19 protein-coding genes are annotated in these 23,852 nt (G+C 60.2%); 6 read left to right on the top strand and 13 right to left on the bottom strand.

The genetic code is table 11. From position 1 onward, the window contains the following. Positions 1 to 22: 22 nt before the first annotated feature. From J2T55_RS02430 to J2T55_RS02470, 9 genes are all read right to left on the bottom strand, one after another. On the bottom strand, positions 23 to 1,333 hold the full coding sequence (locus J2T55_RS02430) for a protein kinase domain-containing protein (protein ID WP_259054030.1): 1,311 nt from the start codon (positions 1,331 to 1,333) through the stop codon (positions 23 to 25). Between the two features lie 103 nt (positions 1,334 to 1,436). Next, on the bottom strand, positions 1,437 to 5,675 hold the full coding sequence (locus tag J2T55_RS02435) for a hybrid sensor histidine kinase/response regulator (protein WP_259054031.1): 4,239 nt from the start codon (positions 5,673 to 5,675) through the stop codon (positions 1,437 to 1,439). Positions 5,676 to 5,708: 33 nt separating this feature from the next. Next, a complete protein-coding gene (locus J2T55_RS02440) occupies positions 5,709 to 7,142 on the bottom strand; it encodes a methyl-accepting chemotaxis protein (RefSeq protein ID WP_259054032.1) in 1,434 nt (477 codons plus the stop codon). Positions 7,143 to 7,292: 150 nt separating this feature from the next. Continuing rightward, a complete protein-coding gene (locus tag J2T55_RS02445) occupies positions 7,293 to 7,880 on the bottom strand; it encodes a chemotaxis protein CheW (protein WP_259054033.1) in 588 nt (195 codons plus the stop codon). Between the two features lie 22 nt (positions 7,881 to 7,902). Continuing rightward, positions 7,903 to 8,271 carry a response regulator gene (locus J2T55_RS02450; RefSeq protein ID WP_310521964.1) on the bottom strand — a complete coding sequence of 123 codons (369 nt, stop codon included), beginning with the start codon at positions 8,269 to 8,271 and terminating at the stop codon, positions 7,903 to 7,905. Positions 8,272 to 8,347: 76 nt separating this feature from the next. Beyond that, on the bottom strand, positions 8,348 to 9,169 hold the full coding sequence (locus J2T55_RS02455) for a response regulator (protein WP_259054034.1): 822 nt from the start codon (positions 9,167 to 9,169) through the stop codon (positions 8,348 to 8,350). A gap of 10 nt (positions 9,170 to 9,179) precedes the next feature. Next, positions 9,180 to 10,181 (bottom strand): DUF6976 family protein, encoded by a 1,002-nt coding sequence (locus tag J2T55_RS02460; RefSeq protein WP_259054035.1) that lies wholly within the window; start codon positions 10,179 to 10,181, stop codon positions 9,180 to 9,182. A gap of 19 nt (positions 10,182 to 10,200) precedes the next feature. Next, a complete protein-coding gene (locus J2T55_RS02465; protein ID WP_259054036.1) occupies positions 10,201 to 12,063 on the bottom strand; it encodes a hypothetical protein in 1,863 nt (620 codons plus the stop codon). 447 nt (positions 12,064 to 12,510) lie between these two features. Next, positions 12,511 to 13,473, bottom strand: a complete 963-nt coding sequence (locus J2T55_RS02470) for a histone deacetylase family protein (RefSeq protein WP_259054037.1) — start codon at positions 13,471 to 13,473, stop codon at positions 12,511 to 12,513. Between the two features lie 125 nt (positions 13,474 to 13,598). Between J2T55_RS02470 and J2T55_RS02475 the strand changes: the two genes are divergently transcribed. From J2T55_RS02475 to J2T55_RS02490, 4 genes are read left to right on the top strand one after another with little or no spacing between them, the layout of a single operon-like run. Next, positions 13,599 to 14,297, top strand: a complete 699-nt coding sequence (locus J2T55_RS02475) for an SDR family oxidoreductase (protein ID WP_259054038.1) — start codon at positions 13,599 to 13,601, stop codon at positions 14,295 to 14,297. Between the two features lie 5 nt (positions 14,298 to 14,302). Continuing rightward, positions 14,303 to 14,965, top strand: coding sequence for a hypothetical protein (locus J2T55_RS02480; RefSeq protein ID WP_259054040.1), 663 nt, complete (start codon positions 14,303 to 14,305; stop codon positions 14,963 to 14,965). Between the two features lie 3 nt (positions 14,966 to 14,968). After that, a complete protein-coding gene (locus J2T55_RS02485) occupies positions 14,969 to 15,829 on the top strand; it encodes an aldo/keto reductase (protein ID WP_259054041.1) in 861 nt (286 codons plus the stop codon). Continuing rightward, complete coding sequence (locus J2T55_RS02490; RefSeq protein ID WP_259054042.1) at positions 15,826 to 16,440, top strand: tetratricopeptide repeat protein; 615 nt, start codon at positions 15,826 to 15,828, stop codon at positions 16,438 to 16,440. Before J2T55_RS02485 ends, J2T55_RS02490 begins: the two co-directional genes overlap by 4 nt. A 9-nt stretch (positions 16,441 to 16,449) precedes the next feature. On the opposite strand, the gene J2T55_RS02495 is transcribed toward J2T55_RS02490, so the two are convergent. Together J2T55_RS02495 and J2T55_RS02500 are read right to left on the bottom strand one after the other, a co-directional pair. Further along, positions 16,450 to 17,469, bottom strand: coding sequence for an isocitrate/isopropylmalate dehydrogenase family protein (locus tag J2T55_RS02495; protein ID WP_259054198.1), 1,020 nt, complete (start codon positions 17,467 to 17,469; stop codon positions 16,450 to 16,452). A gap of 148 nt (positions 17,470 to 17,617) precedes the next feature. Continuing rightward, on the bottom strand, positions 17,618 to 19,729 hold the full coding sequence (locus tag J2T55_RS02500; RefSeq protein WP_259054043.1) for a carboxy terminal-processing peptidase: 2,112 nt from the start codon (positions 19,727 to 19,729) through the stop codon (positions 17,618 to 17,620). Positions 19,730 to 20,108: 379 nt separating this feature from the next. Here J2T55_RS02500 and J2T55_RS02505 point away from each other — a divergent pair, with 379 nt between their 5' ends. Both J2T55_RS02505 and J2T55_RS02510 read left to right on the top strand, forming a co-directional pair. Continuing rightward, a complete protein-coding gene (locus J2T55_RS02505) occupies positions 20,109 to 21,410 on the top strand; it encodes a PQQ-dependent sugar dehydrogenase (RefSeq protein WP_259054044.1) in 1,302 nt (433 codons plus the stop codon). A gap of 103 nt (positions 21,411 to 21,513) precedes the next feature. Continuing rightward, positions 21,514 to 22,419 (top strand): alpha/beta fold hydrolase, encoded by a 906-nt coding sequence (locus tag J2T55_RS02510; protein WP_259054045.1) that lies wholly within the window; start codon positions 21,514 to 21,516, stop codon positions 22,417 to 22,419. Position 22,420: 1 nt separating this feature from the next. On the opposite strand, the gene J2T55_RS02515 is transcribed toward J2T55_RS02510, so the two are convergent. Next, positions 22,421 to 23,089 carry an FKBP-type peptidyl-prolyl cis-trans isomerase gene (locus J2T55_RS02515; RefSeq protein ID WP_259054046.1) on the bottom strand — a complete coding sequence of 223 codons (669 nt, stop codon included), beginning with the start codon at positions 23,087 to 23,089 and terminating at the stop codon, positions 22,421 to 22,423. 122 nt (positions 23,090 to 23,211) lie between these two features. Continuing rightward, positions 23,212 to 23,850, bottom strand: coding sequence for an arylesterase (locus J2T55_RS02520; RefSeq protein ID WP_259054047.1), 639 nt, complete (start codon positions 23,848 to 23,850; stop codon positions 23,212 to 23,214). Positions 23,851 to 23,852: the final 2 nt, after the last annotated feature.

Here is a 23,852-nt window from a genome sequence, read left to right on the forward strand (position 1 = left end):
CGGCATTACAGATAGCGGCCGATCAGCGTTTCCAATCGATGCCGATCAGCAGTTCGCGGCTGGTCTGGAAACGCTCGTCGGGGTCCTTGGCCAGCAGGCCATCGACCAGCGGTTGGTACTTGCCGAGGTATTCCGGTAACTGCGGGATGGGTTCGACGACGTGGGCGCGCAGCAACTCGCTCACCGAGTGACCGCTGTAGGGCCGCTTGCCGGTGAGCATCTGAAAGAAAATGACGCCCAGGCTGTAAAGATCGCTGCGATTGTCGACTTTCATGCCGCTGCCCTGTTCCGGGCTGATGTAGTAGGGCGTGCCGACGATCATGTTGTTGACCGTGATGTCCTCCATGTCCTCTTCGCCACGCTTGGCAACGCCGAAATCGGTGATGGTCAGGGAACCGTCATCCTTGAACAGAATGTTTCCCGGCTTGATATCGCGGTGGACAATGCCGCGTTCATGGACCGCGCCGAGCCCGGAGGCCATCTGGCGCAGGTATTCGAGCGCTTCCGCCGGGCGGATGCCTTCCTTGATACGCTTGGTCAGGTCCCCGGCGGGGAAGTACTCCATGGCGATGTAGGCAAAGTCGGCGGCAAACGCGCGCTCGTAGATGCGTACCACGTGCGGGTGATCGATATCCGATAACAGGTTGTACTCGAGCATGAAGCGCTTCAGTGCAGTTGGATCCTCCATGCCGCGGGTGAACATGATCTTCAGCACGACATGAATGTTGTCCTCGAGACGTTCCCCCAGCACCACCGTGGACATGCCGCCGTGACCGATTTCCTTGATCAGGCGATAGCCGGGAATCTCCAGTGCCAGTGCCTCGCTGGTGGCGACGGCAGCTTCCGATGCGGGCATATTCTGGTAGGTGGTCTCGTGTGCGGGATCGACATCACGCAGCGTGGTTTCATGCGGATCCTGGGTGCTCTCATCATCCGGCGCCAGGATTTCCAGTTGTTCATGGCCGGCGGCCTCGAGCAGCTTGCCCAGCAGTGCGTCGCCCTCGACGTCCTTTTTCAGAAGGTAGTTGTCAGCACCGAGCTTCATGGCATCAATGGCAACGCGCGTGCTGTCCTCGCCGGTCAGCATGAGAATCGGCGGCATATCACTGTAGGCCTTGAAGGCGCGCAGCCAGTCGAGACCGTTTTCCTCTGTCAGGCCAAGGTCGTAATCGAGCAGCACCAGGTTGAATGCCTGCCAGCCGAATTCGTCATCGGGTAAGCCCTGTGCAGGATCGTATTCCACCACCTCGGCGGTTGGGAACTCGCCTGCCAGCCGATGCACGATCAGCTGACGATACTCGGCGGAATCATCTATAAGCAGAATCTTCAACAATGACCGGCCCTCGGTAACGGGCTTCTAATTATTCAATGGGGCGTTTACGCAGAGGTTAGCATAAACCGGCAGTCAGGCGGTAAAGGGAGTAAAGAAGCGGGTTTCAGGCGCTGGTCGAGTAGCTGTGCTCCAGCAGGTCATGAACATGTTGCAGCAGTTCGTCCTCGGAGAACGGCTTGTTGAGGTAGACATCGATACCCGCGTCGCCGGCCATGTGCCGGTGTTTCTCGGTCGAGCGCGAAGTAATCATGATGACCGGAATGGCGGACGTATCATTGTTGGCCTGCAGGTGTGAAGCCAGTTCGATGCCGTTCATGCGCGGCATTTCCAGATCGGTAAGGATGATGTCCGGGCGTTTCTTCTCGATCAGCGACATCGCCTCGAGCCCGTCCTTGGCCGTACGCACGTCATAACCGGCGTCACGTACCACCTGGGCCAGTGTGCGGCGGGCGCTGATCGAATCGTCCACCACGAGGGCGACCGGCAGACTGCGGCGAATGCCGGTGTCGGTCAGTTCGCCCTGTTCGACGCGCTCGTCCAGTGGGGTACGGATCAGTTCCGGCAGATCCAGCACCGGTACGACGCTGCCATCGCCGAGAATGGTGGCGCCGACAATACCGCGAATCTTGCGCAGGTACGGCCCCAGCGGCTTGACCACCAGATCGCGGCTGTCGATGACCTGCTCGATCTGGACCGCACAGTTGAGCGCTTCCTCGCGCACCAGCAGCGCCGGCCGGCTGTTGCGATCGCCGCGTCGGCGATCCTTCGGCAATTGCAGCAGGTCATCGATCATGTGCAGCTCCAGGTCCTCGTCCTCAAGCTGGTAGCGGGCTGCGTCGTCATCGCCGCTGACGGTGCCGTCATCGGGGTGCAGGATCTGGATGATGCCGCGCGTGGAAATCGCCATCACCTGCTTGCGGACCCGTACCAGCAGGCCGTGGGTGGTCATCAGCGACACTGGCAGGCGCAACTCGAACTCGGTGCCCTGGCCGGGTTCGCTGTGGATCAGGATGCTGCCCTTGATGGCCTGCAGCTGCGTGGCAACGATATCCATGCCGATGCCGCGCCCCGAGGTCTGCGTCGTTTCGCTGCGGGTAGAGAAGCCCGGCCGCAGGATCAGGCGCCGCAGTTCGTCCGCCGAGAAGTTTTCATCAGCGTGAATCAGGCCACGTTTTTCGGCCAGCTGACGAATGGTATCCACATTCAGTCCGACACCATCGTCGCGGCAGCGCAGGACCACCTGGGTGCCCTCGCTGGCGCAGCTCAGCGTGATCGTGCCACTGGGCTGCTTGTCCCGGCGAATGCGTTCCTCGCGTGTCTCGATACCGTGGTCGACGGCATTGCGCAGCATGTGCATGAGCGGATCGACCAGGCTGGTGAGGATATCGCTGTCGAGTTGCGTGTCGGTGCCCTCCAGGATCAGGTCGGCCTGCTTGCCGGTAACGCGGCAGGTCTGGCGCACGGCGCGCTGCAGCCGCGGCACGATACTCTTGATCGGTACCATGCGCGTGCGCATGACCAGTTCCTGGACCTCGCGCTGCAGGCGCGACTGGTTGACCAGCAGTTCGTCCAGGGTGCGCAGGCGCTGGCCGATGTCCTGGTCGAGCTCCTGCGAGTCGGCGGCCGCCTCGACCAGCTGATGGGTGACGGTATGCAACTCGTTGTACTGTTCGAGTTCCAGCGTGTCGAACCCGCTGTCGCCGGACTGGCTGAGCTTGTAGGCAATGCCGCCAACGTCGACCTGTTGTTCAAGTTGGCCGACCAGGTCTTGGAACAGGTTGTGCTGTTGCAGCAGCGACTGGTTCTGATCGCTGCTCTGGCGTACCTGTTCCTGCAGCTGGGCGGTCACGATCAGCGTCTCGCCGACCAGCCGCAACAGATCGTCGATCAGGTGGGACGGTACCCGCAGGCTGGTTGACTGCTCTTCCTCCGCCTCGCCCGACGGCCGGTCGGAGGGCTTGTCCGACGGTTTATCCGACGGTTTGTCGGCAGTGGGCTCCGCAGCGTCCGTGGCGGTTACCGGGGCATCGTCGTCCATGGCAGCGACGCCCTCGGTTTCGATTCGATTCACCCAGTCGAGCACGGCCTGCAGGGTCTGCCTTGAGCCGGCCGGGGCCGAACCGCGTTCCAGCAGGGCCTCGCTCATCTCCTCCAGGCAGTCGGCGGCGTCAACCAGGGTCAGCGCCAGCGGTTGCGACGGCATGCGCTCGTGTTCGACCAGGATGACCAGCAGATCCTCGATCTGGTGGGTGAGGGTGGCGATGCCGCGTACGCCCACGGTGTTAGCGGCGCCCTTGATGGTATGGGCGACCCGTTGGGCGCGTTCCAGATCCTTCTTGCCGCCGTTACCGCCGGCCAGCGTCTGGATCGCGGCGGAAAAGGTTTCCGTCTGGCCGGGCAGCTCCTCGAGCAGGCCATCCAGCAGTTCCTGGTTGATATCGTCCGGTAACTGCAGGCTGACATGCTCGTCGGTGGCGGTTTGCAGTCGCTCGTCGCGCGGTGTGTCGTCACTGATGTAGGCGGCGCCGAGCAGGTCGACCAGCGGCTGGCGCAGTTCGTCCAGTAGCGGTTCCGGCCAGGCGTCAGCGGCCAGGCTGTCGACCAGTGCCTGGCTGTATTCGGCATCGCCGACCGCGCCGAGGTAGGCGCCAACGCGATCCGGCCAGTCGCAGAGCAACCGTACCTGTTGTTCATTCAGGGCTGCTGCGGATTGTTCCAGTGCCCGGATGTTGCCCTGGAGGACTTCACAGGCCTGCTGCAGCCCGGCCAGCTCGGCCGCCTGACAGGCGTTACCGAAGCGCTCGATGCGCATGGCGTATTGCAGCAGGCTGTCACTGCGCAGCGCCGGGGTCAGATCATCGGCGTACAGCTGCGTCTGTAGATGTCCCGCCTCGTCGTGCATCTGTTGCATTTCCGAAGCCAGCATGTCGACCAGTTCGAGGCTGATCGGCTGCGGCGACGGTGTCGTGGGCGTAACGGCCGACGCCGGCGCTTCGGGACCGGCGGTATCGCTGGTCGCCGGGCTGACATCAAAGTCGGTGGCGGCGTCGGTTGTGGCCGGTTCGCTCGCCGTCGTCGTCTCGCCGACCTCGGTCGTGTCCGCGCTTGCGCCCGTACCGAGCATTTCGCGCAGGATGGTGACGTCACCCTCGTCGAGCGGGTTCGGCCAGCAGGAATCGGTGAGGCAACCGAGCAGGGCATCGGCAGCGTTGCGGTTGTCGGGGTTGGCCAGGTAGTCGCGGACGTCGCGGCTCCACTGCCGCACTTTCTGCAGCTGGGTGTCGTTGAGACCAGTCGCGGTGGCGGCCATGTCCTCAAGCTGCTGCTGCAGCAACAGGCAGATGTCCTGCAGACCGAGCTGATCGCGCTCGGCGGCGCTGTCGGCCAGTGCCGCCAGCGGCGTTGTCAGGTAGGTCAGGGTCGTTGGATTGTCGGTTTCGACCTGTGCCAGCGACGCGTCAAGACTGGCGAGTGCCGCCGGTTCAAATTCGCCGGTCGTCTGCTGCGGCGCCGGAAACGGCGTGACGTTGGCAACCGGTGGCGGCTCGTCCTCCAGCGGTGATTCTGGCGCCTCGATGCCGAACAGCTCGTACAGCACCATCGCGTCCTGATGGCTGAGTGCTGTCGGCCAGTGGGGCTGGCAGAGATTCTGAATCAGGGCGGCGCGCGAGGCGCGGTCGTCGCTCTGGCGCAGGCAGTTAGCGGCCAGACCCGACCAGGCGGTGAGCAGCGTTTTCTGTACATCGCTGAGCGGTTCACCGTCAGCGACGATATCGCCGATATTCTGCTGCAACAGCAGGGCGCAGTCCTGCAACGCCGTTTCACCGGTATCGCCAAGACACTGGGCGAACTGCCCGAGTGCCTGTTCCACCTGCTGCAGGCTTGCCGGCACTTCATCATCGATGGCGCGAATGGTTTCGGCCAGCCGTGTCAGTTCAGCGTGCAGGTCATCGTCCCGGTCTGCCAGCATGTCGAGCAGTACGCCGGCGTCCGTGTCACTCATCGGTGCCGGCCAGACTGGGGCGGTCAGGGTATCCAGTAATTGCCGGCTGCTGGCCTTGTCGGCGCCGCTTTCGAAATAGTTTCCCAGCAGCGTCGGCCAGTGCTGTAGCAGGGCAAGCTGATCGGTCGTAAGCGTACCGCTTGCGGTGACATCTTCCAGGTGCTGCTCCAGGAGCAGGATACAATCCTGCAGACCGAGAAGATCCTGCGCCGCGGCCACGTCGGCAAGCTGTTTCAGGGCCGTGACCAGTGCCGGAATATCTGCCAGCGTTTGGCAGTCATTGGCTGCCACCTGTAATCCGGTGATTGCCTCCTGCAACTGGCTGTCAGCTTCGGTCATGTCGAGTATTCGCGCAGCGTTGGCCGGTCAGTGTTATACGGAGATTTCCTGGGTCGACTCATTGCCGTCTTGATCGTCGTCATCATCACTGTCGGTCTGGAATACGCCGACTGAGGCGACCAGCGCCATGGCGTTTTCCACCAATTGATCAGTATAGGCGGACTGTTCCTGCAGATGGCTGCCGGTCTTGCGCACGGTATCGCGAATGACCTGGGTACGATCGCGCAGCCGGATACTGATATTGGCCTGGGCGCTGGCGCCGGATGCAATCTTTTGCACCATGCCCACCAGTTCAGAAGTGGTCGCCTGGGTATTTTTCATTTGCTCGCCGGCCTCCTCGGCGAGTTTACTGCCGCCGACCACCTGCGTGATCAACTCGTTCATGGTGCTGACCGTACTCGAGGTTTCGACCTGGATGTTGTTCACCAGGGTAGCGATCTGTGAGGTCGCCTCGCGCGCGTTCTCCGCCAGCCGCTGCACCTCGTCGGCGACCACCGCGAAACCGCGGCCGGCCTCACCGGCGGAGGCCGCGTGCATGCTGGCATTGAGCGCCAGGATATGGGTACGCTCGGAAATGTTGTTAATCAGGTTGACCGCGGTACTGATTTCCTGGGAACGCTCGCCCAGACGCTTGATGCGTTTTTCTGTCTCGCGAATGGTGTCGCGGATCTTGTTGATGCTGTCGACGGTATTGTTTACCGTTTCCATCGCCGTGCTGGTCATTTCGATGGCTTCGTCAGCCGAGCGGTTCGAGGCCTGGGCAAGCTTGGCAATGCGCTGCATCATCTCAGTGGCCTTGGTCAGCTCGGAGGCGGTGTTTTCGATCTCCTCGCGTTCCTGATTTGCCAGTAACAACACGTTGTCGGATTGCGACTTCACCAGGTTCGAGGCCTCGGCGACATCACTGGAAATGCGCATGACCTCGTTCAGCACCTTGGCGGTTTCCGTGGTCATGAGGTTGAGTGCATCGGCAAGTGGGCCGGTCACGTCCTCGCTGACTTTGGCGCGGATGGTCAGATTCTTTTGTGCCAGCTGAGCCACCGTTTCCAGCAGGGCAACGATCGAGTCGTTCAGCTGCTCGTTTTCGTCCTCGATTGTGGCCAGTGCCGAGACGCGATCATTGAGGATATTATCGATGGCCTCGCCGACCTCCTGAAATTCATCACCGGAACGAATGCCCATGCGGGCATCCAGATCGCCGTCCCCGATTTTGCGCATGATGGTTTTCAGTCGCAGCAGAGGCTGCGTCAGGCGGGTGGCGAAATAGGAACAGCCGAGGGTGACAATAATCGTGATGATTACGGCCGCCGCCGCGCCACCCATGAGGAGTTGACTGTGATCACCCTCGATACGACTGATGGCGATAAGCAGGGCGGCAATAACCAGCAGATAAAGTACACTGCCCGTGACAGCGGCCAGGAAAATCTTGTACTTGACGCTAGCCTTGTTGCCAGTGTTTTTACTCATGACCAACGCTCCCCAATGCGATCGTAGACTCGGCCTGGCCGTTTATCTCGTCTGAATTTTTGCAATACAACAGTCCCACCCTATCGGGCGGCTGGAAAAGATCATTATCTGTCGATGGATGGTGAACGTATGCAACGCCAGTCCATACCATTACCAGGACAACGTATCTGTGTTCATGCCGGAATCCGCCAGCAGTTCGGCAAATAACTCGCGATGATCGACTTCCAGCCAGACCTGTTCGCCATAGCGGAAAGCGGCATTGACATGCTCATGAATGCTTTCCGGCAAATCGATCGGGATTGCGGCGCGCTGTTCCGGCTCGTCAGGATCAATCTGTAGTGCCTGGGGCAGTCCATCGATATAAATGCCCACCGCGCGTTCACCCTGGTCAAGCACCAGCAGGCGCTGGTCATCGGCATGGACGGCCGTATTGTCCAGCCGCTTCAGGAAGTCGAAGACCGGCACCAAATTACCTCGCAGGTTGATAACGCCCAGTACCCATGGCCGGGTATTGGGTATCCGGTAAATCTCGACGTTCTGTACAACCTCGCAGAGTGTATGGCTGTCAATCAGGATATGCTGACCACCAATGCGAAAGCCGTAGCGCATGTTGCGCAGCTGCTCGGCCTTTTCCTCATGATCGGTTAAACCCTGGAACGGATCGAAGTGATCCAGTGACTGACCGACCATCATGCCGGTCAGGTTGGCGAGTGTGTCTTGTTCCTGATCATTATGCATGAAGGTTGGCTATACCTGGCCTTTAACTGCAGGCCTTGATCTGATCCATGATTTGTTGTGCGGTGAAAGGCTTGGAGACCAGGTCCTTGCCACCCTGCATCTTTGCCCAGACGCGATCGGCTTTCTGGCGCTTGCTGCTGACAAACACGACCGGTATGGCCTGCGTGCTACTGTCATTGGTAAGCGTACGCGTGGCCTCATAACCATCCATTTCATCCATGACGATATCCATGAAAATGATGTCCGGTTTCTCCTGCTTGGCCATTGCAACTGCTTCGCGACCATTGCTGGCCGTGATTACCGTGCAACCGGCATCACCGACAATTTTTGCCAGATTCGAACGATCAGTCGACGAGTCGTCAACGATCAAGACCTTGTTTATCGCCATCATACACCTCCATCAAACGACAACTACAACACATCCTCAACAGGCGGACACGGTCCGCTCCATTTATAATGACCGCGGTTCAGACAGTGGCTGAGCCAACTGCGCGCGGTTTTTTTAGATAATTCTGTACTACTTCCTGAAAGACAGCTTCACCAACCGGCTTGATAAGGTACGTGTCACAGCCGGCCAGTTTGCCCTTGATCCGGTCGGCGGGTGACGAGTTGCCGGTCAGCATTATGACCGGTGTCTCCTTGGCCTTGCCCTGCTTGATGACTTTGCATATCTCGTAGCCGTCGACACCCGGCAGGATAACGTCCAGGAAAATCAAGTCATAGGTGTTACTATTGATCAGTTCAAAAGCCTCTTCACCGGTTTCAGCGAAATCGACTTTTTCGGCAAAGCGTTTCAGTGCCTGATCCAGCTGGATACGCACGGGCAGGCTGTCATCGACAACCAGTGCCGCATAACTGCTACTGGCTACTGATGGTGCCGGTTGCGATCCCGCCGTCGCCGACGTGGGTTGGCTGGTAGCGCTGAACGCAACGTCACTGCTCAGACCCAGCTCGTTACTTGCAACCTGGTCGAGGATGCTGATAGCACGCGAAGCGATCAGCGGCCGACGAACCTGGTAGTGTTTGGTCTGAAATTCACGGTTCTGTGACACCAGTACTGACGATGGAATCGCCAGACCGCTGTTATCCAGCCGGTCGCGATACTGGCGCCATTGCACCAGGGCAGAGGGCTCGTCGGCATTGACCATGAGAATGTCGGGTCGGGCATTCAGTTCGGCAAAGACATAGGTCGTTGCCCGGGTTTCCGAATGCTTGAACGCCGCCTGCAGTCGTTTCTCCTCCTGCTCGGGGATACCGATGACGGCGACATTGACCGGATTCTCACTCATGGTGATTGTTTCAGTTGTCCTCGACGACCATGTAGACCAATGTCTGGTTAAGGAGCTGGTAGGCAATTTCACCGAAGGTCATTGGTCCGAGCATGTGCGATGTCTGTTTACCCTCGAGTTCCGAGTACATGTAATTCAGCACACAGTTGCAGCTGAACGTGACATCGTGATCCAGCTTTGGCAGGGCATTGCGGAATTCACTGACATAGTCGTTAACCGGTTTGGCCAGTTTGTACTCGACACCGCTGAAGACCGGCGCGTAGAACGATACGGTTTTCTTGTCCTGGTCGACTTCCTGGAACGAAACGTTCAGCTTGGCGCCGGAATAGTCGGCAACCAGTGGCTGCCGGGTATCAACATTGTGTTCCTGCAGGTAATCGGCAAAGTTCTGTTCGACGCCATTGATCAGCACCTTGTCAGTCGCAAACCCGGTTTGTGGAAATTCGAACGTATCGCCGTCGCCCTGTTCCTGGATATTGACGATACCGATGTGGGCAGCTTTACCGGGCTTGAGTGCAACATGCATGACGATGGCATTTTCGGTTGAGCTCTCGCCGGTGCCGCCATTGAACACGGTTGGCTTGACCTTGCCGAGATCATCGAGATGGATACCGGTAATCCAGCCGGCAATCGGCTTGATGAACATGTCCTCGTATTCAGGGGCATGCTGGGCGTATTGCAAGTGCATGTCGGTCAATGCCGGGATCAGGAGAATCGTGAAACCATCCTCCGGTGCATCCTTGGCAATGTTGTGGATGGTGCCGGTGTTGTAGAACTTGATCTGGATCTTCTTGGCCAGAGCCGGATCCAGCTCGTTCACGAAGATCATGTCCTGACTGGTTTTGCCGCCTTCCTGGGACATGAAGTAGGGGATGGAACCGCCGATCCAGCGACCTTTCGGCAACTGTTTCAGAAGGTTTTCATCGCCGGCGAGCCACAGCACCTTGCCGCTCTCGATGGCGGCTTTGGTTTCATCCAGCGTACAAAGACGGGGTTGCAGAATATCAGACATTATTGGTCTCCTCTCCCACTCATGCAGCTCTTAGCTGTTCGAGTTCTGCGCGGTGTTTGTTCTGATGTTTTATGAAGTATTGTCTTAAAATCTTGGCACCGGCCAGACGCGAGGCGTCGGTCGGATTGTGTTCGATCGACAGACGAATGCGTTCCAGCATCATCTTCAGACCGACGGCATCGGTCATGATCTGAAGTTCCCCGTTGATCAATCGCTGCCAACTGGGATGCGTGATGGCCGGAATCACGGCACTGTGCTCGTCGTCATGGGCGACAGGCTGGTGTGCCGACTCATCACCGGTTAGCATCCGGATCTCGGCTGCATGACGATGCTGGTTCTTGGTGAAGTACTGTCGCAGCATACGCGCGCCGGCGAGGCGGTTGGCTTCGCTCGGTTTGCGGGCAATGGCCTGACGTACACGTTCCAGCAGCATCTTCAGGCTCACGGCATCGGTACGCAGGCTGATGTCGCCATTGATCAGCCGTTGCCAGTTGGGGTGATCCTCGGCTGGCAGTTCCGCCGCGCTGACAGCGGCATGGCTGTCATGTGTGCCGGCACCGGCCAGCAACTGATTGATCTCGTCCGGATGCTTGCTGCGGTTCTTTTCAAAGTACTGGCGCAGTACCTTGGCGGCTGCCACGCGGTTACCTTCGCTCGGATTGCGGCTGATGGCCTGGCGTACCCGCTCAAGCAGCATTTTCAGACTGATGACGTCGCTTTGCAGCTGGATGTCGCCACTGATCAGGCGTTGCCAGACCGGGTCGCGCTCACTGGGCAAAGGCTGCCGGGCGGTTTCTGTACTGGCCACCGCTGCTGCTGCAGTCGGCTGCGGCGTGGCGCCACCCAACTGGGCGATTTCACTGCCGAGGCGCGTCTGATGCTTGGCAAAGAACTGTCGCAGTATGCGCGCCCCGGCCAGGCGGTTGCTTTCGGCCGGGTTCCGTTCAACCGACTGGCGCACACGCTCCAGCATCATCTGCAGGCCGACGACACGCGTCTCGATTTGTTGCTCGCCATTGATGAGCTTCTGCCAGACAGCCGCCGACTCCGGTGGCAGGCCGCTGGCGCCGGCATGGTCAGCTCCGGCGCGGCTGGCCATGGTAGCTTGGTCGGCACCCAGAAGCTCGATTTCATGCTTGAGCAGCTGCTGGTTCTTGATGAAGAACTGGCGCAGCGACTGCGCACCGGCCAGGCGGGTCTGTTCACCGGGATCCTTTTCGATATTGCTGCGGACCCGCTGCAGCAGCATGCGCAGAGCCACAGAGTCGGTCTGGATTGGCAATTCGCCGTTGATCAGTCGTTGCCAGCCCGCGTGATCGGCGCCCGGTATATGGCTGGTGTCGGCAAGATCGAAATCGTGGCCGCTATCGCTGCCCGGGGCAGCCGTGTCCGCCGCTGGCGCGGCATCGCGGCCGGCAGGCGCGATGCCGGTCAACTCGCTGATCTCGCGCGCCTCACTGGAGCTGACACTGGCCAGTCGCGCGGCGATCTGGTTTGTTGGCGCAGCCTGCAGCGCGGCGATGACGTGGTCCTGCATGGCCTGGGTGAAGCGGCTGCCGCTTGCGGCCCAGTCCTGCATGCAGATACAGTCACCGCGCTCCGAGTGCACTGTGCCGGCCGGCGGCACATGCAGGTAAGTACGCAGATTTGCCACCGGTAGATGGCGTAGGGCTACGGCTTCGTAGTCCTCCGCGCGCGGCAGGCTGGCCTGACAATGTGGGCAGGTAGCCTGGTCACTGGAACCGAACAACCCCTTTTTACGGCCACCGACAAAACCGATATAGATGTCGAGTCGGTTGGACGGCGGATCGATCTCCACCGCCTGAACCTGCCAGGGATCCTGCAATCCCAGAATTTGTTTGCAAAAATCAAGATCCTGCATTGATTCCGTCCCCCTGAAACGGACAACACCAATCACTGGCTGTCCAGACCGGTGGTATTATTAAAATCGTGGTCTGTCTCACATTACTACCACTAACCACATGATCGCCCTGTTTATGTCCGCCGATATGCCAACTCGGTCACGCTTTCGGCATGTTACCGACGCTACAGAACAAAACGTGTCGCCACGGGGACACTGCAAAACCCTGTGGTCTGCACATTACTTTTTTAATCTCATTCTGCTGAGAGTGCAAGGACTGGCTTTGCAAGAACCCCATTCTTATCATTATGTTAGTCAGTATTTTTAGAAATACTGTGAGGTCTGGTGTGATTCTGTTGCATCATGATGAAGTTCTGCCCTTGTAATGTCCAGCATTTTTGACGATGTATTATCTGAATTTCAGCGTCTATCTGGCTGTTAATAATAGACTTTATCTAAACATGAGCGCTACGGGTAGGGCGGATCGAAATGATAGGCCGATAGTGTGCCCAGATGCTGGGCAATGCACGCCGGCAGGGCGTGCAGGTCGTAGCCGCCTTCGAGCAGCGAGACGATGCGCCCGCCAGCATGGTGATCGGCCGCTTCCATGAGCCGTTGCGTCATCCAGGCGTAGAATTCACTGCTCAGATTGATGCCGGCGAGCGGGTCATCGCGGTGGGCATCGAAACCGGCCGAAATCAGTATGGCCTCGGGCCGAAAGCGGTCGACGGCCGGCAGGACTCGCTCGCGGAAGGCCAGCTCGTAGTCACGGTCGCTGCTGCCGGTGGGCATCGGGCAGTTGAGCGTGGCGCCGCGGCCGTGGCCAGTACCGGTCTCGCTGGCGCTGCCACTGCCCGGGTAGAACGGGTACTGGTGCAGGCTCAGGTAAAAGACACTGGGGTCGTCCTCGAAACTGTGCTGGGTGCCGTTGCCATGGTGGACGTCCCAGTCGAGGATCAGGATTTTGTCGAGGCCGTGCTCGCGTTGCAGGTAGCGCGCCGTGATGGCGATGTTGTTGAACAGGCAAAAGCCCAGTGCCTGATCGCTTTCGGCGTGATGGCCGGGGGGGCGCAGCAACGCGAAACCATTATCGACCCGGCCGTCGATGACGGCGTCGGCAAGCGCGAGAGCGCCGCCGGCAGCGAGCCGGGCGATGTCGCAGGACTGCGCACTGATGCTGACGTCGGGGCAGTCGAGATAGGGTGCCCGGTCGTGGCAGGCACTGACGACGCGGTCAATATAATCGGCGCTGTGGATTTCGCGCAGCCATTGATCCTCGATGCGGGTCGCCTGGACAGCGTGCAGCTGCGAAAACCAGCTCTGTTGCTGCAGGTGGTCGATGCTGGCACGCAGCCGGGCGGCGGATTCCGGATGGCCGCGGCCGGTGTCGTGTTCCAGATATCGCGGATCATAAAGAAAACCTGTACGCATAATGGCGGTTTGCATCCCGGAGCATGGCAATAGCCTAAAGATTACGCTGCCAATCGGCCTGCAACAAGCGGGCGCGTAACGGTGTGCTAGGCTGTGTGTTTTAGTCGTCCACGAGGGAATAGCTGATGAGCCAACATGTCCTTATCACCGGTGCCAACCGTGGTCTTGGCCTGGAATACGTGCGCCAGTATCTTGCCGATGACTGGCAGGTGACGGCTGCCTGCCGACAACCGGAAAAGGCGCATGATCTGAACGCGCTGGCGGCAAGCGCGAGCGATCGCCTGACGGTACAGCCGCTGGATGTCACCGACGATCGGCAGATCGACAACCTGCGCGCCAGCGTTGCAGCCACGCCGGTCGATGTGCTCATTAATAATGCCGGCATTTTCGGTCAGACCCGCGGTGGTTTCGGCGCGACCGACTACGCCGCCTGGCAACAAGCTTTCCAGGTCAATGTCATGGCGGTGATGCGCATGATGGAGGTATTCGCTGATGCGGTGGCTGCCAGCCGGCACAAGACGATCGTGAACATGACCAGCAAGATGGGCAGTATTGCCGATAACGGCTCCGGCGGCATGGTCGTTTATCGCTCGACCAAGGCGGCCCTGAATGCTGCCACCGTCAGCGCCGCCATCGATCTCAAGCCACGTGATATCCGTGTTGTCGCGCTGCACCCGGGCTGGGTACGCACCGATATGGGCGGGCCCAATGCGTTGATCGATGCTGCCGAAAGCGTCACTGGCATGCGCCGGGTAATCGCTGAGCTGACAACCGCACAGTCCGGTGCGTTCCTTGATTACAAGGGGCAGACGGTACCCTGGTAAGCGCCATGACTCGCGAAGAAAAACAACGCGCCGCCGCGACGGGCGCGTACGCCCGCGATGGCCGTGGTGATGACCGCTACCGCGCGGTTGCCAGCGGCTGGCACCCGACTTTCGATCGCCTGCTCGGCAGCGGTCATATCTTCATGGGCTACCATTACAGTGCCGGTGGTCTGCTGTTTCGCGGCATGCCGGCGGGCGCGGCGAAGGCGTTACGTGAGGATCGCTTCTGGCACAGTGACTTCGACAATCCCCTGTGCCAGCTGGAACGCGATCTTGATGTCGTCTTCTGTTCCGAGGTGGCGCGTGATGCCCTGGCCGTCGCACGCCCCTGGGAGGATGGCCGCGAGGATGCGGCGATACTTGTTTTCGCCAGCGATTGCTTTAATCAGCGTTGGCAGCAGCGCAGCGCGGCGGCGCTGGGTTTTGCCGATGTCGGTATGGTGTTCAAGTATCCCTGCCTGGCGGAGCCCCTGCGCAGTCATGATCTGCTGGCCGTGCTTGCCCATCCGGCCCTGGCCGCGTCCATGACTACAAGCGTCGCGTTACTGAGTCCGGAACAACCGGCGTCGCGCGATGCCTGGCAGGCGTTGCTGGATGAATGGCTGGCGGCGCAGACACAATCACCGGCGCGGGCGCTGCCCACGGACCTGTACCCGCGCCGGTCGTAGCCGATGACATTGCGGCGGCGGCTGGCGGATACCGAACTGACGGCGGTCGGGCTGGGTGCCATGCCGCTGTCGCTGGCCGGCGCGCCGGAACCGGCCACGGCCATCGACGTGATCCACCGTTTCATCGATGCCGGCGGTGATTTCATTGACAGTGCCAACGTCTACAGCAGCACGGCCGCTCCGGGAGACAATGAACGCCTGATCGCCCGGGCACTCAGCCAGCATCCGCAGGGCCGGCGTGTGCATGTAGCTACCAAGGGCGGTGTGCAGTGGACAGGTCGCGGCTGGCGCGCGAACGGCCGGCCGCAGGCCCTGCGTCAGGCTTGCGAACAAAGCCTGCGCGACCTCGACGTCGAACGCATCTTCCTCTACCAGCTGCACGCGCCGGATCCGGATGTTGATATCAGCGAATCGGTGGGGGTGTTACGGGATCTTCAGGCTGCCGGCCGGATCGCGCATATCGGTCTTTCCAATATTGACGACGCCCAGCTGGCGCGGGCTGCCGAAGTGACATCGATCGCGTCGGTACAGAATGGCCTCCACCCGCGTCGCAAACAGTCGCTGGCCGACGGTGTCGTTACGCGCTGTCGTGAACACGGTATCGCCTTTATCGCCCACAGCCCGGTCGGTGGCTACCATGACCATGCGCGGCTGGCCGACGATAAGGAACTGCGGCAGCTGGCCCAGCGGTATGTTACGAGTGTGGCCAATCTGGCCATCGCCTGGCTGTTGCAGCTGGATGAACACATGTTTGTCATCGCCGGCGCACGCCGCGTGGCCAGCGTTCTGGCGAGCCAGCGTGCCATGGAACTGGCCCTCGACGCGGATGTGATGCGGTCGATCAACCGGCTGGTGGACTGGTGAAGCAGTTGCGCATGCTGCTGCCGGTGCTGGCACTGTGGCTGGGCGCTGCCGGCATGGCTGCCCTGGCGGTCAGCTATTACACCCTCGAGGATGCCGAGCGGTTGCAGCAACAGGGGGCCCATGCGCAGGCCGCGCGCCTGTTTCGCCAGTTGGCCGAAAACGATAATACTGATGCCGCCTACGATCTGGGGCAAATGATCCGTCGTGGCGAAGTCACGACGCCGGAACCGGAACGCTCGGCCTGCGACTGGTTCGAACGCGCCGCTGACCAGGACCATCTCGCTGCCATGTACGAGCTCGGTGAATGCTATCTGCAGGGCCGGGGGCGGCCGGAGGAGATCGATACGGCGCTGTATTTGCACGGTACGGCCGCCGAACTCGGCCATGCCGGCGCTCAGTATCGGTTGGTACGGCTTTATGCCAGCGGTGGCGCCGTGGCGAAGAACCCGGAGCGGGCCTATATCTATCTGTTTATGGCGCTGCGCGGTAATGTCGACGAGGATCCGGTGTTGCGCGACAGCCTGGAGGCGGAGCTTGACGAACAGGCCCTGCAGCGGGCCCGGCAGTTTGCACTAAAGCTGTTGCGACGTCAGTCGCAGGCGACCGACTGATCCCGGCGTTCAGTCGAGCCGTTCGATGACGGCCCTGGTGTATTCCTCGGTGGAGGCGCTGCCGCCCAGATCGCCGGTACGGATGCCGTCGTCAATGGCGCGGTGGATTGCGGTTCGTAGCTGCTCGGCCATGTCGTGGTAATGCACATGGTCCAGCATCATGGCGGCGGCCAGCATGATCGCGGTCGGATTGGCCTTGCCCTGGCCGGCGATATCAGGCGCCGTGCCGTGTACCGCCTCGAAGATGCAGCCGTGCTTGCCAATATTGCCACCGGGTGCCAGACCCAGACCGCCGATAAGCCCGGCGATTTCGTCCGAAAGGATGTCACCGAACATGTTGGTGGTCACGAGAACATCATACTGTGACGGGTTGAGGACCAGCTGCATGGCACAGTTATCGACAATCTTGTCTTCAATCGTCAGCCGATCCTTGTACTGTTCGCCGACTTCATAGGCAGTTTCCAGGAACAGGCCAGTCAGATATTTGAGAATATTGGCCTTGTGGACAATCGTGACCTTCTTGCGGCCATGCTTGACGGCATATTCGAAGGCAAACTCGGCGATGCGGCGGCAACCGGAGCGGGTATTGAAGCCGGTCCCCTGGGCGACCGCCTTGGGATCGTCGTCAATGGGCACGTAGTTTTCGACACCGACATAAAAGCCCTCGGTATTTTCCCGGATGAGAACCAGGTCGATGTCTTCATAACGACCGCCCTTGACGAAAGTGCGGGCCGGGCGGACGTTTGCGTAAAGCTTGAAAATCTCGCGCAGGCGCACGTTGGCGGAACGGAAGCCGCTACCGACCGGTGTTTCCAGTGGGCCCTTGAGGGCCAGATGGTTGTCGCGCACGCTGTTGAGCATGGCTTCCGGTAGCAGGTCGCCACATTCATCGAGTGCCTGAAGTCCGGCCTTGTGGCGTTCCCAGACAAAAGGGGCATGCATTGCATCGAGAACATCGACGGTGGCATTGACGATTTCCGGCCCGATACCGTCGCCCTCAATGAGGGTTGCTGTGATTTTGTCGCTGATAACGGCTTCCTTGGAATTGATGTCGATTTACACTGGACATGGCGGCGCTTGTTGCGCCAGTCCGCGACACGACCGCCGCCAACTGGGCAAACGGTCGAATTATTCTAGCTTGACCGGCGTTGGCGTGAAAGTGTTTTAGAGGTCCTGCTTAATTGGCAGAGGCTTTCTTGTCGGCATGCAGCTGTTTCGGCAACTCGTCAGTCGGCACGATGAGATCGTTGAGAATGCGTGCGGCCTCTCGCAACAGGATGTCTGGTTTGTCGCTGTCACCCTCTTCCTTGGAGTCGGAGTCGTCTTCCGGTTCAAGCTCCATCCCCAGCGAATTGTGGTATTGCTCGTCCAGTTCCTCCTGCTCGGCCTCCAGACGCTCACGCTCCTGCTTGCGTTTTTCCAGATTCAGCGAAACGGTCTTGTCTTCACGCTGTTGTTCCAGAAAACGGGTACGTTCCAGCAAGGCTGCAAAGCTTTCGTTGTCAGCGATCCGCTGTTCATGCCGATCTCGGACGACATCGAATTTATCTGTCGGTGCCGCCGCCGGTTCAAATTTGGCCGGCCGGACACTGTCCCAGGGCAGGGCATTTTCATAGCTCCGTTCGCCGGAATCCTCGGCACGATGCGCGGTCGGGTAGACAATATCCGGCACGACACCGCGATGCTGGTTGCTGCCGCCGCTGATGCGGAAGAACTGGGCGATGGTCGTTTTCAGGCGACCCAGTTCTTCGTCACCCTGATTGTCAAAACGACTCAGGTCGATGATGTTCTGCACGGTGCCCTTGCCGAACGTGGGTTCGCCAATGACGATGCCGCGCTTGTAGTCCTGGATGGCGCCGGCGAAGATTTCTGAAGCCGAGGCGCTGTTGCGGTCAACCAGGACGGCCAGTGGCCCCTGGTAGAACAGCTCGGGATCAGGATCCTCGTTGACCTCGATGCGGCCGCTGGAATCCTTGGTCTGGACGATGGGACCACCGGAGATGAACAGGCCGGTCAGTTCCAGGGCCTCGGTCAGCGAGCCGCCGCCATTGCCGCGCAGATCGATGACCAGGCCGTCCACGTTCTTGTCGCGCAACTCGTCGATGAGCTTGCGAACGTCGCGGGTGGTACTGCGGTAGTCCTTGTCACCGCGCTGATGGGCGGCGAAATCCATATAAAAGGTCGGTATGTCGATTACGCCGACGCGCGAGGATGTGCCATCCAGCTCCAGCACTTCCGACTTGGCGGCCTGTTGTTCAAGCTTGATCTTGTTGCGTTCCAGTTCAATGGTCTTGGTCGGCCCCCCCGGCCCCATGCCCTTGGGCAATACTTCCAGGCGCACGATACTGCCCTTCGGCCCGCGGATCAGGTCGACCACGTCATCCAGGCGCCAGCCGATGACGTCGACCATTTCACCCTCCTCGCCCTGGGCAACGCCGATAATACGATCTTCGGCCTCGAGTTCGCCGCTCATGTCCGCCGGGCCGCCGGTGACGATGCGCTGGACTTCGGTGTAATCGGTTTCGCCACTCAGCACGGCACCGATACCCTCGAGCGACAGACGCATGCTGATGTCGAAATTTTCGGACGTGCGCGGTGAAAAGTACGCCGTGTGCGGTTCAATGGCCGTGGTGTAGGCATTGACGAATGTCTGGAAGACATCGTCCGCCTTCAGCTGAAACGTGCTAGTAACGATGCGCTCGTAACGCTTGCGCAGGGTTTCGCGGATGTCGTCCGGCGATTTGTCGGTCAACTTCAGCAGCAGATAATCGTTCTTGATGCGTTTGTCCCAGATGTCGCGGAGTTCCGCATCGTTTTCCGGCCAGGGCATCTCCTGACGGTCATAGCGGTAGCGTTCATCGGTGTCAAAGTCGAATTCCTGGTCCAGTTGAGACAGTGCATAGTCGACGCGCTCTTTAACGCATTGCCGGTAATGCTTGAATATGTCGAAGGCAATACCCAGTTCGCCGTCGCGCATGGCGTCATCCATGCGAGTGCGATAGTCGGAAAAGCGCTCGATATCGCTGTGGGTCAGAAAACTACGGTTGGGGTCGAGACTGTCGAAGTAATTGTCAAAGATTTTCTTCGACATGGCATCATCCAGCTCGGTCTGCCGGTAATGGTAGGTCGTGGCAATATGGGTGATGATGTCGATGGCGCGCTGGTGTTTCTCCCTGGCCTGCAGTTGATCGGCGTCGACGAGCCGGACTTCGGCATGCAGCGGGGCATGCGCCAGGACCAGACAAACGGACAGGGCCAGGAGCGCGGTTTTTTGGAATATCTTTGGCATCATATAAATCGTCAGTAATTTAACCTATGGACCATACCACTGTCCGGGGGTTCAGCGGCAGCCGTTTCCGGTTCCATGTTATGTTAGCTTTTCCAGTTACTGCATGTTGCGGTTGCGTCAACAGGCAGCCGGCCCGAGGCGGTGGCGCGCTGTCAGCAGGAAGTGGCAGGGGTCGTCCGGCGCCTACGCCGCTGAATCAATGCCCGGACGGATAGTGACAGCCATTTCCGGTCTAAAACCTGTAGCACAGCAACCGATCACAGTCCGCGATCGGAGCGTCTCGCTGATGCAAAGTGATACACTAACTGAAGCGGAATAATTTTCCCAGAATAAGACATTTATGCTGCGATTGTGTTCATCCCGGCCGATTGGCCGGAACTTGGCCCGGGCGGTCGGACTGACCTTGCTGGGACTGCTCGCCGGCTGCGATGACGGCGGGCAGCCGGCGAAATCGGTGGCTGATCAGCCGGCGGTATGCGATCCCGATGATGGCAGCCTGGTATTGCCCGAGGGCTTCTGTGCGATGGTGGTCGCCGACAATCTCGGTTTTGTTCGCCATATTACCGTGGCCGAGGACGGTACCATCTACGCGGCGCTGCGTAACCTGCGCTTCGATCTGGGCGGCATTCTGGCGCTGAAGGACAGCACCGGCAATGGCCGCGTGGATATCGTGCGGGAGTTTGCCGACGCGCCCGGCATGGCTATCGAGATACATGACGACTGGCTGTACTTCGGTGCCGATGACGCGATCTACCGCTATCGACTCGGACAGGACTTGGTTCCGGACGGGCCGGGGGAAGTCGTGGTCGATGGTTTCCCCGAGCAGCAGGAACACACCGGCAAGACCTTCACCTTCGATGAGCGTCATAACCTGTACGTCAATGTCGGGGCGCCGTCGAATGCCTGCCAGGAAAAGAACCGCCAGGCCGGTGTGCCCGGCCTCGATCCGTGCCCGCAACTGGAGCGCCATGCCGGCATCTGGCGTTTCCCGGCCGATCGCACCGGCCAGCGCCAGGCCGATGGCGAACGCTATGCCAGTGGCATCCGCAACGCCTATGCGCTCGCCTGGAGCCGCCGCGCCGAGGCCTTGTACGCGGTCCAGCATGGCCGCGACCAGCTGCATGAATTCTGGCCGGGACTCTTTACCCAAGAGCAAGGTGCAGACCAGCCGGCGGAGCAATTGCTGCGCATCGAGGCCGGCGGCCGCTATGGCTGGCCCTACTGTTACTACGATGCCGAGCAGCAGAAGCTTGTTCTCGCCCCGGAATACGGCGGTGATGGCGACGCGGTCGGCCGCTGCGCCGATTACCCGTCTCCGCTGCTGGGCTTTCCGGCCCACTACAGTCCGAACGACATGCTGTTCTACGAGGCCGAGCAGTTTCCGGAAGCGTTCCATGACGGTGCCTTCATCGCCTTCCATGGTTCCTACAACCGGGGCGATCAGGGCCAGGTCGGCTATCAGGTCGTGTTCGTGCCGTTTGCTGACGGCAAGCCGACCGGTGACTGGGAAGTGTTCGCCGACGGCTTTGCTGGTGACAGCGGTCATGTGGAATCGCCCGAGGACGCGGAATTCCGGCCAACCGGCCTGGCGCTGGGGCCGGATGGCGCGTTGTACGTGTCCGATTCGGTGCAGGGCCGAATCTGGCGCATAACCTACATTGGCAAGGATGGCGATGCCTAGCGCCAGTCCGCGGCAGCATCAGCTCGCGCCCGGCGGCTTACTGACCGTTTGCGGCCGGGGATGCAGGGTGCTTCATCGAAGCCGGGCGGTTCTTTTGCTTTTAATGGCGCTGGCTGCTCCCGCATTGTCTGCACAAATCACCGACGCGCCCGGCAAGCTTTACGATATCGGCTCTGTGCGCCTGCACATGCATTGCCTGGGTCCGGCGGACAGTGCACGGCCGACAGTGATATTCGATGCCGGGCTGGGCGGTTTTTCCCTGGAATGGCTGAAAATTCAGCGACTGCTCGAGCCGGAATTGCATACCTGCGCCTATGACCGTGCCGGCTACGGCTGGAGCGAAATGGGACCATCGCCACGGACGACCAGCCAGATCAATACCGAGTTCTCACGCCTGGTCGAAGTCGCCGGTCTGGACCCCCCTTACATCCTTGTCGGTCATTCCTTTGGCGGCTATAACGTCCAGTATTACGCCAAATCCAGCCCGGACAGGGTAGCCGGGATCGTGCTGGTGGACTCATCACACCCGGATCAGGCTGAACGTATTCCCGAGGTTCGCACCCGTGAACAGCGGCGGCCAAGCCGGCCGCGCCTGGTGACGCATTTCAACGATTTGTCGGTGATCGACAAATATCCCGAGGATGTACGCCAGACAGCGATGCTGATCCTGGCCAGCCGCAGGGCGGTCATTGCCCAGCAACGCGAACTGGCCAGTTTTGCCTATAGCGGCAACGAAGTTGGTTTTCTCGGCGACGATTTTCCCGATGTGCCGCTGGTGGTGGTCACCCGTGGCCAGCAGCAGTGGCCCGATAACCCGCTTGGCATTTCGCGCGAAAAGCAGTGGCGCGCCATGCAGGATGAACTCGCTGATCTGAGTGTTAACGGACGCCAGGTCTATGCCGAACACAGCGGCCACATGATCCATATGGACCAGCCGCAGCTTATTGCCGACATCATTCTGCGAATGATTCGCGATCGTTGCGACGCGGCCGCGACCACGACATGCTGAATCACTTCACTTCGATGAGCTCGATGTCGAACACCAGCGTTTCGTTCGGCCCGATGCTGGCGCCGGCGCCGCTTTCGCCGTAGGCCAGATCGGGCGGGATGACCACCTGCCATTTGGCGCCTTCCTGCATGCGTGGCAGGATTTCCTGCCAGCCCTGGATAACCTTGTTCAGCTGGAACTCCGCCGGTTCACCGCGATCGTAGGAACTGTCGAACTGCGTGCCGTCAATCAGCGTGCCGCTGTAATGCACCACGACTGTGTCCTCAACGGCGGGGCTGGCGCCGTCGCCGGTGTTGATCACCTTGTACTGGATACCATTGTCCAGCTCCTCGAAGTCGCCCGACTGCTTGTTCCCGGCGCGATACGCCGCGCCCTTGCGGCTGTTTTCGCTGCCCTCGGCTTCGCGCCGGCTTTGCATTTCCTTCTGGTAATTTTCCGCGGCGGCCTGCATTTGCTCGTTACTGAGCTGCAGCTCACGGTCGCCGAGAATATCCCGCACGCCGGCGGCAAAGGCCTCGGCATCCAGCTCCACACCCTGCTGGCTGACGTTGCGGCCAATCTGGGTGCCCAGGGCATAGCTGAATTTCTGTTTATCGCTGGCCAGTTCGGCGGCCAGGCTGGTGGCCGGCAGCAGGGCACACAGCAGCAGGGTGAACGGCATTGGTTTCATGGCTGAACCTGTGATTGTTTGGATTGGTGGCGTTGTCGGGCTTATGGATTGTGATCCAGTGGCGCAATATCATTAGCTATCATGGCACAGCCCCCGTAGCCGTGCCACAGTCACGGCATGGTTTACAGCGCGCCTGCCTGTTGCAGTTTGTCGGTAATCGCGTCGCTGAGGCGGGCATAACCATCGCGGTTGGGATGCACGGCGTCGGCCTTGAGTGATGACCGGGAGAGAATGTCCGCCAACGCATCACGCACCAGCGGAACGCCGGTGCTGCTGGCGACATCGGCATAGAATGCGGCAGTGCGTGGCAGCAATGCCGGCTTCGGTACCGCGATCAGCAACACCTCGATGCCGCGCTCATGGGCCATGGCAATCATGGCGCGCAGGTTGTCCGCCGCGGCTTCCGGATCACGCTGACGCAGGATGTCATTCCCGCCGTGGCACAGGATCAGCAGGTCCGGCCGGTGACGCTCCAGTAGCCCGGGCAGGCGGTCGCGCCCGGCGGCGGACAGTTCGCCGGGTACGCCGGCATTGATCACCGTCAGTCCGGTTTGCTCGGCAAGACGGGCCGGGTAGCTGTACTGTTCCTCGGTACCGGTGCCATGGGTCAGACTGTCGCCGAAGGCGAGAATGACGGCATCCGAACCGAGTTTCTGCAGGCCCGGTGTCGACTCGCTGCAGCCGGTCAATAACAGGAACAGCAGGCAAATGCCCGGCGTTGCAGCAGACAGGGTTTTCGTCAGGCGGGTAAATCCGATCATCG

It is taken from the genome of Methylohalomonas lacus (genome assembly GCF_024808875.1).
GTDB classification, from domain to species: domain Bacteria; phylum Pseudomonadota; class Gammaproteobacteria; order Methylohalomonadales; family Methylohalomonadaceae; genus Methylohalomonas; species Methylohalomonas lacus.

What these genes read in the sequence shown, in the direction of transcription:
- J2T55_RS02435 (WP_259054031.1), bottom strand. Translation starts at nt 5,675, where the DNA reads ATGACCGAAGCTGACAGCCAGTTGCAGGAGGCAATCACCGGATTACAG.
- J2T55_RS02440 (WP_259054032.1), bottom strand. Translation starts at nt 7,142, where the DNA reads ATGAGTAAAAACACTGGCAACAAGGCTAGCGTCAAGTACAAGATTTTC.
- J2T55_RS02445 (WP_259054033.1), bottom strand. Translation starts at nt 7,880, where the DNA reads ATGCATAATGATCAGGAACAAGACACACTCGCCAACCTGACCGGCATG.
- J2T55_RS02450 (WP_310521964.1), bottom strand. Translation starts at nt 8,271, where the DNA reads ATGATGGCGATAAACAAGGTCTTGATCGTTGACGACTCGTCGACTGAT.
- J2T55_RS02455 (WP_259054034.1), bottom strand. Translation starts at nt 9,169, where the DNA reads ATGAGTGAGAATCCGGTCAATGTCGCCGTCATCGGTATCCCCGAGCAG.
- J2T55_RS02460 (WP_259054035.1), bottom strand. Translation starts at nt 10,181, where the DNA reads ATGTCTGATATTCTGCAACCCCGTCTTTGTACGCTGGATGAAACCAAA.
- J2T55_RS02465 (WP_259054036.1), bottom strand. Translation starts at nt 12,063, where the DNA reads ATGCAGGATCTTGATTTTTGCAAACAAATTCTGGGATTGCAGGATCCC.
- J2T55_RS02470 (WP_259054037.1), bottom strand. Translation starts at nt 13,473, where the DNA reads ATGCGTACAGGTTTTCTTTATGATCCGCGATATCTGGAACACGACACC.
- J2T55_RS02475 (WP_259054038.1), top strand. Translation starts at nt 13,599, where the DNA reads ATGAGCCAACATGTCCTTATCACCGGTGCCAACCGTGGTCTTGGCCTG.
- J2T55_RS02480 (WP_259054040.1), top strand. Translation starts at nt 14,303, where the DNA reads ATGACTCGCGAAGAAAAACAACGCGCCGCCGCGACGGGCGCGTACGCC.
- J2T55_RS02485 (WP_259054041.1), top strand. Translation starts at nt 14,969, where the DNA reads ATGACATTGCGGCGGCGGCTGGCGGATACCGAACTGACGGCGGTCGGG.
- J2T55_RS02500 (WP_259054043.1), bottom strand. Translation starts at nt 19,729, where the DNA reads ATGCCAAAGATATTCCAAAAAACCGCGCTCCTGGCCCTGTCCGTTTGT.
- J2T55_RS02510 (WP_259054045.1), top strand. Translation starts at nt 21,514, where the DNA reads ATGGCGCTGGCTGCTCCCGCATTGTCTGCACAAATCACCGACGCGCCC.
- J2T55_RS02515 (WP_259054046.1), bottom strand. Translation starts at nt 23,089, where the DNA reads ATGAAACCAATGCCGTTCACCCTGCTGCTGTGTGCCCTGCTGCCGGCC.
- J2T55_RS02520 (WP_259054047.1), bottom strand. Translation starts at nt 23,850, where the DNA reads ATGATCGGATTTACCCGCCTGACGAAAACCCTGTCTGCTGCAACGCCG.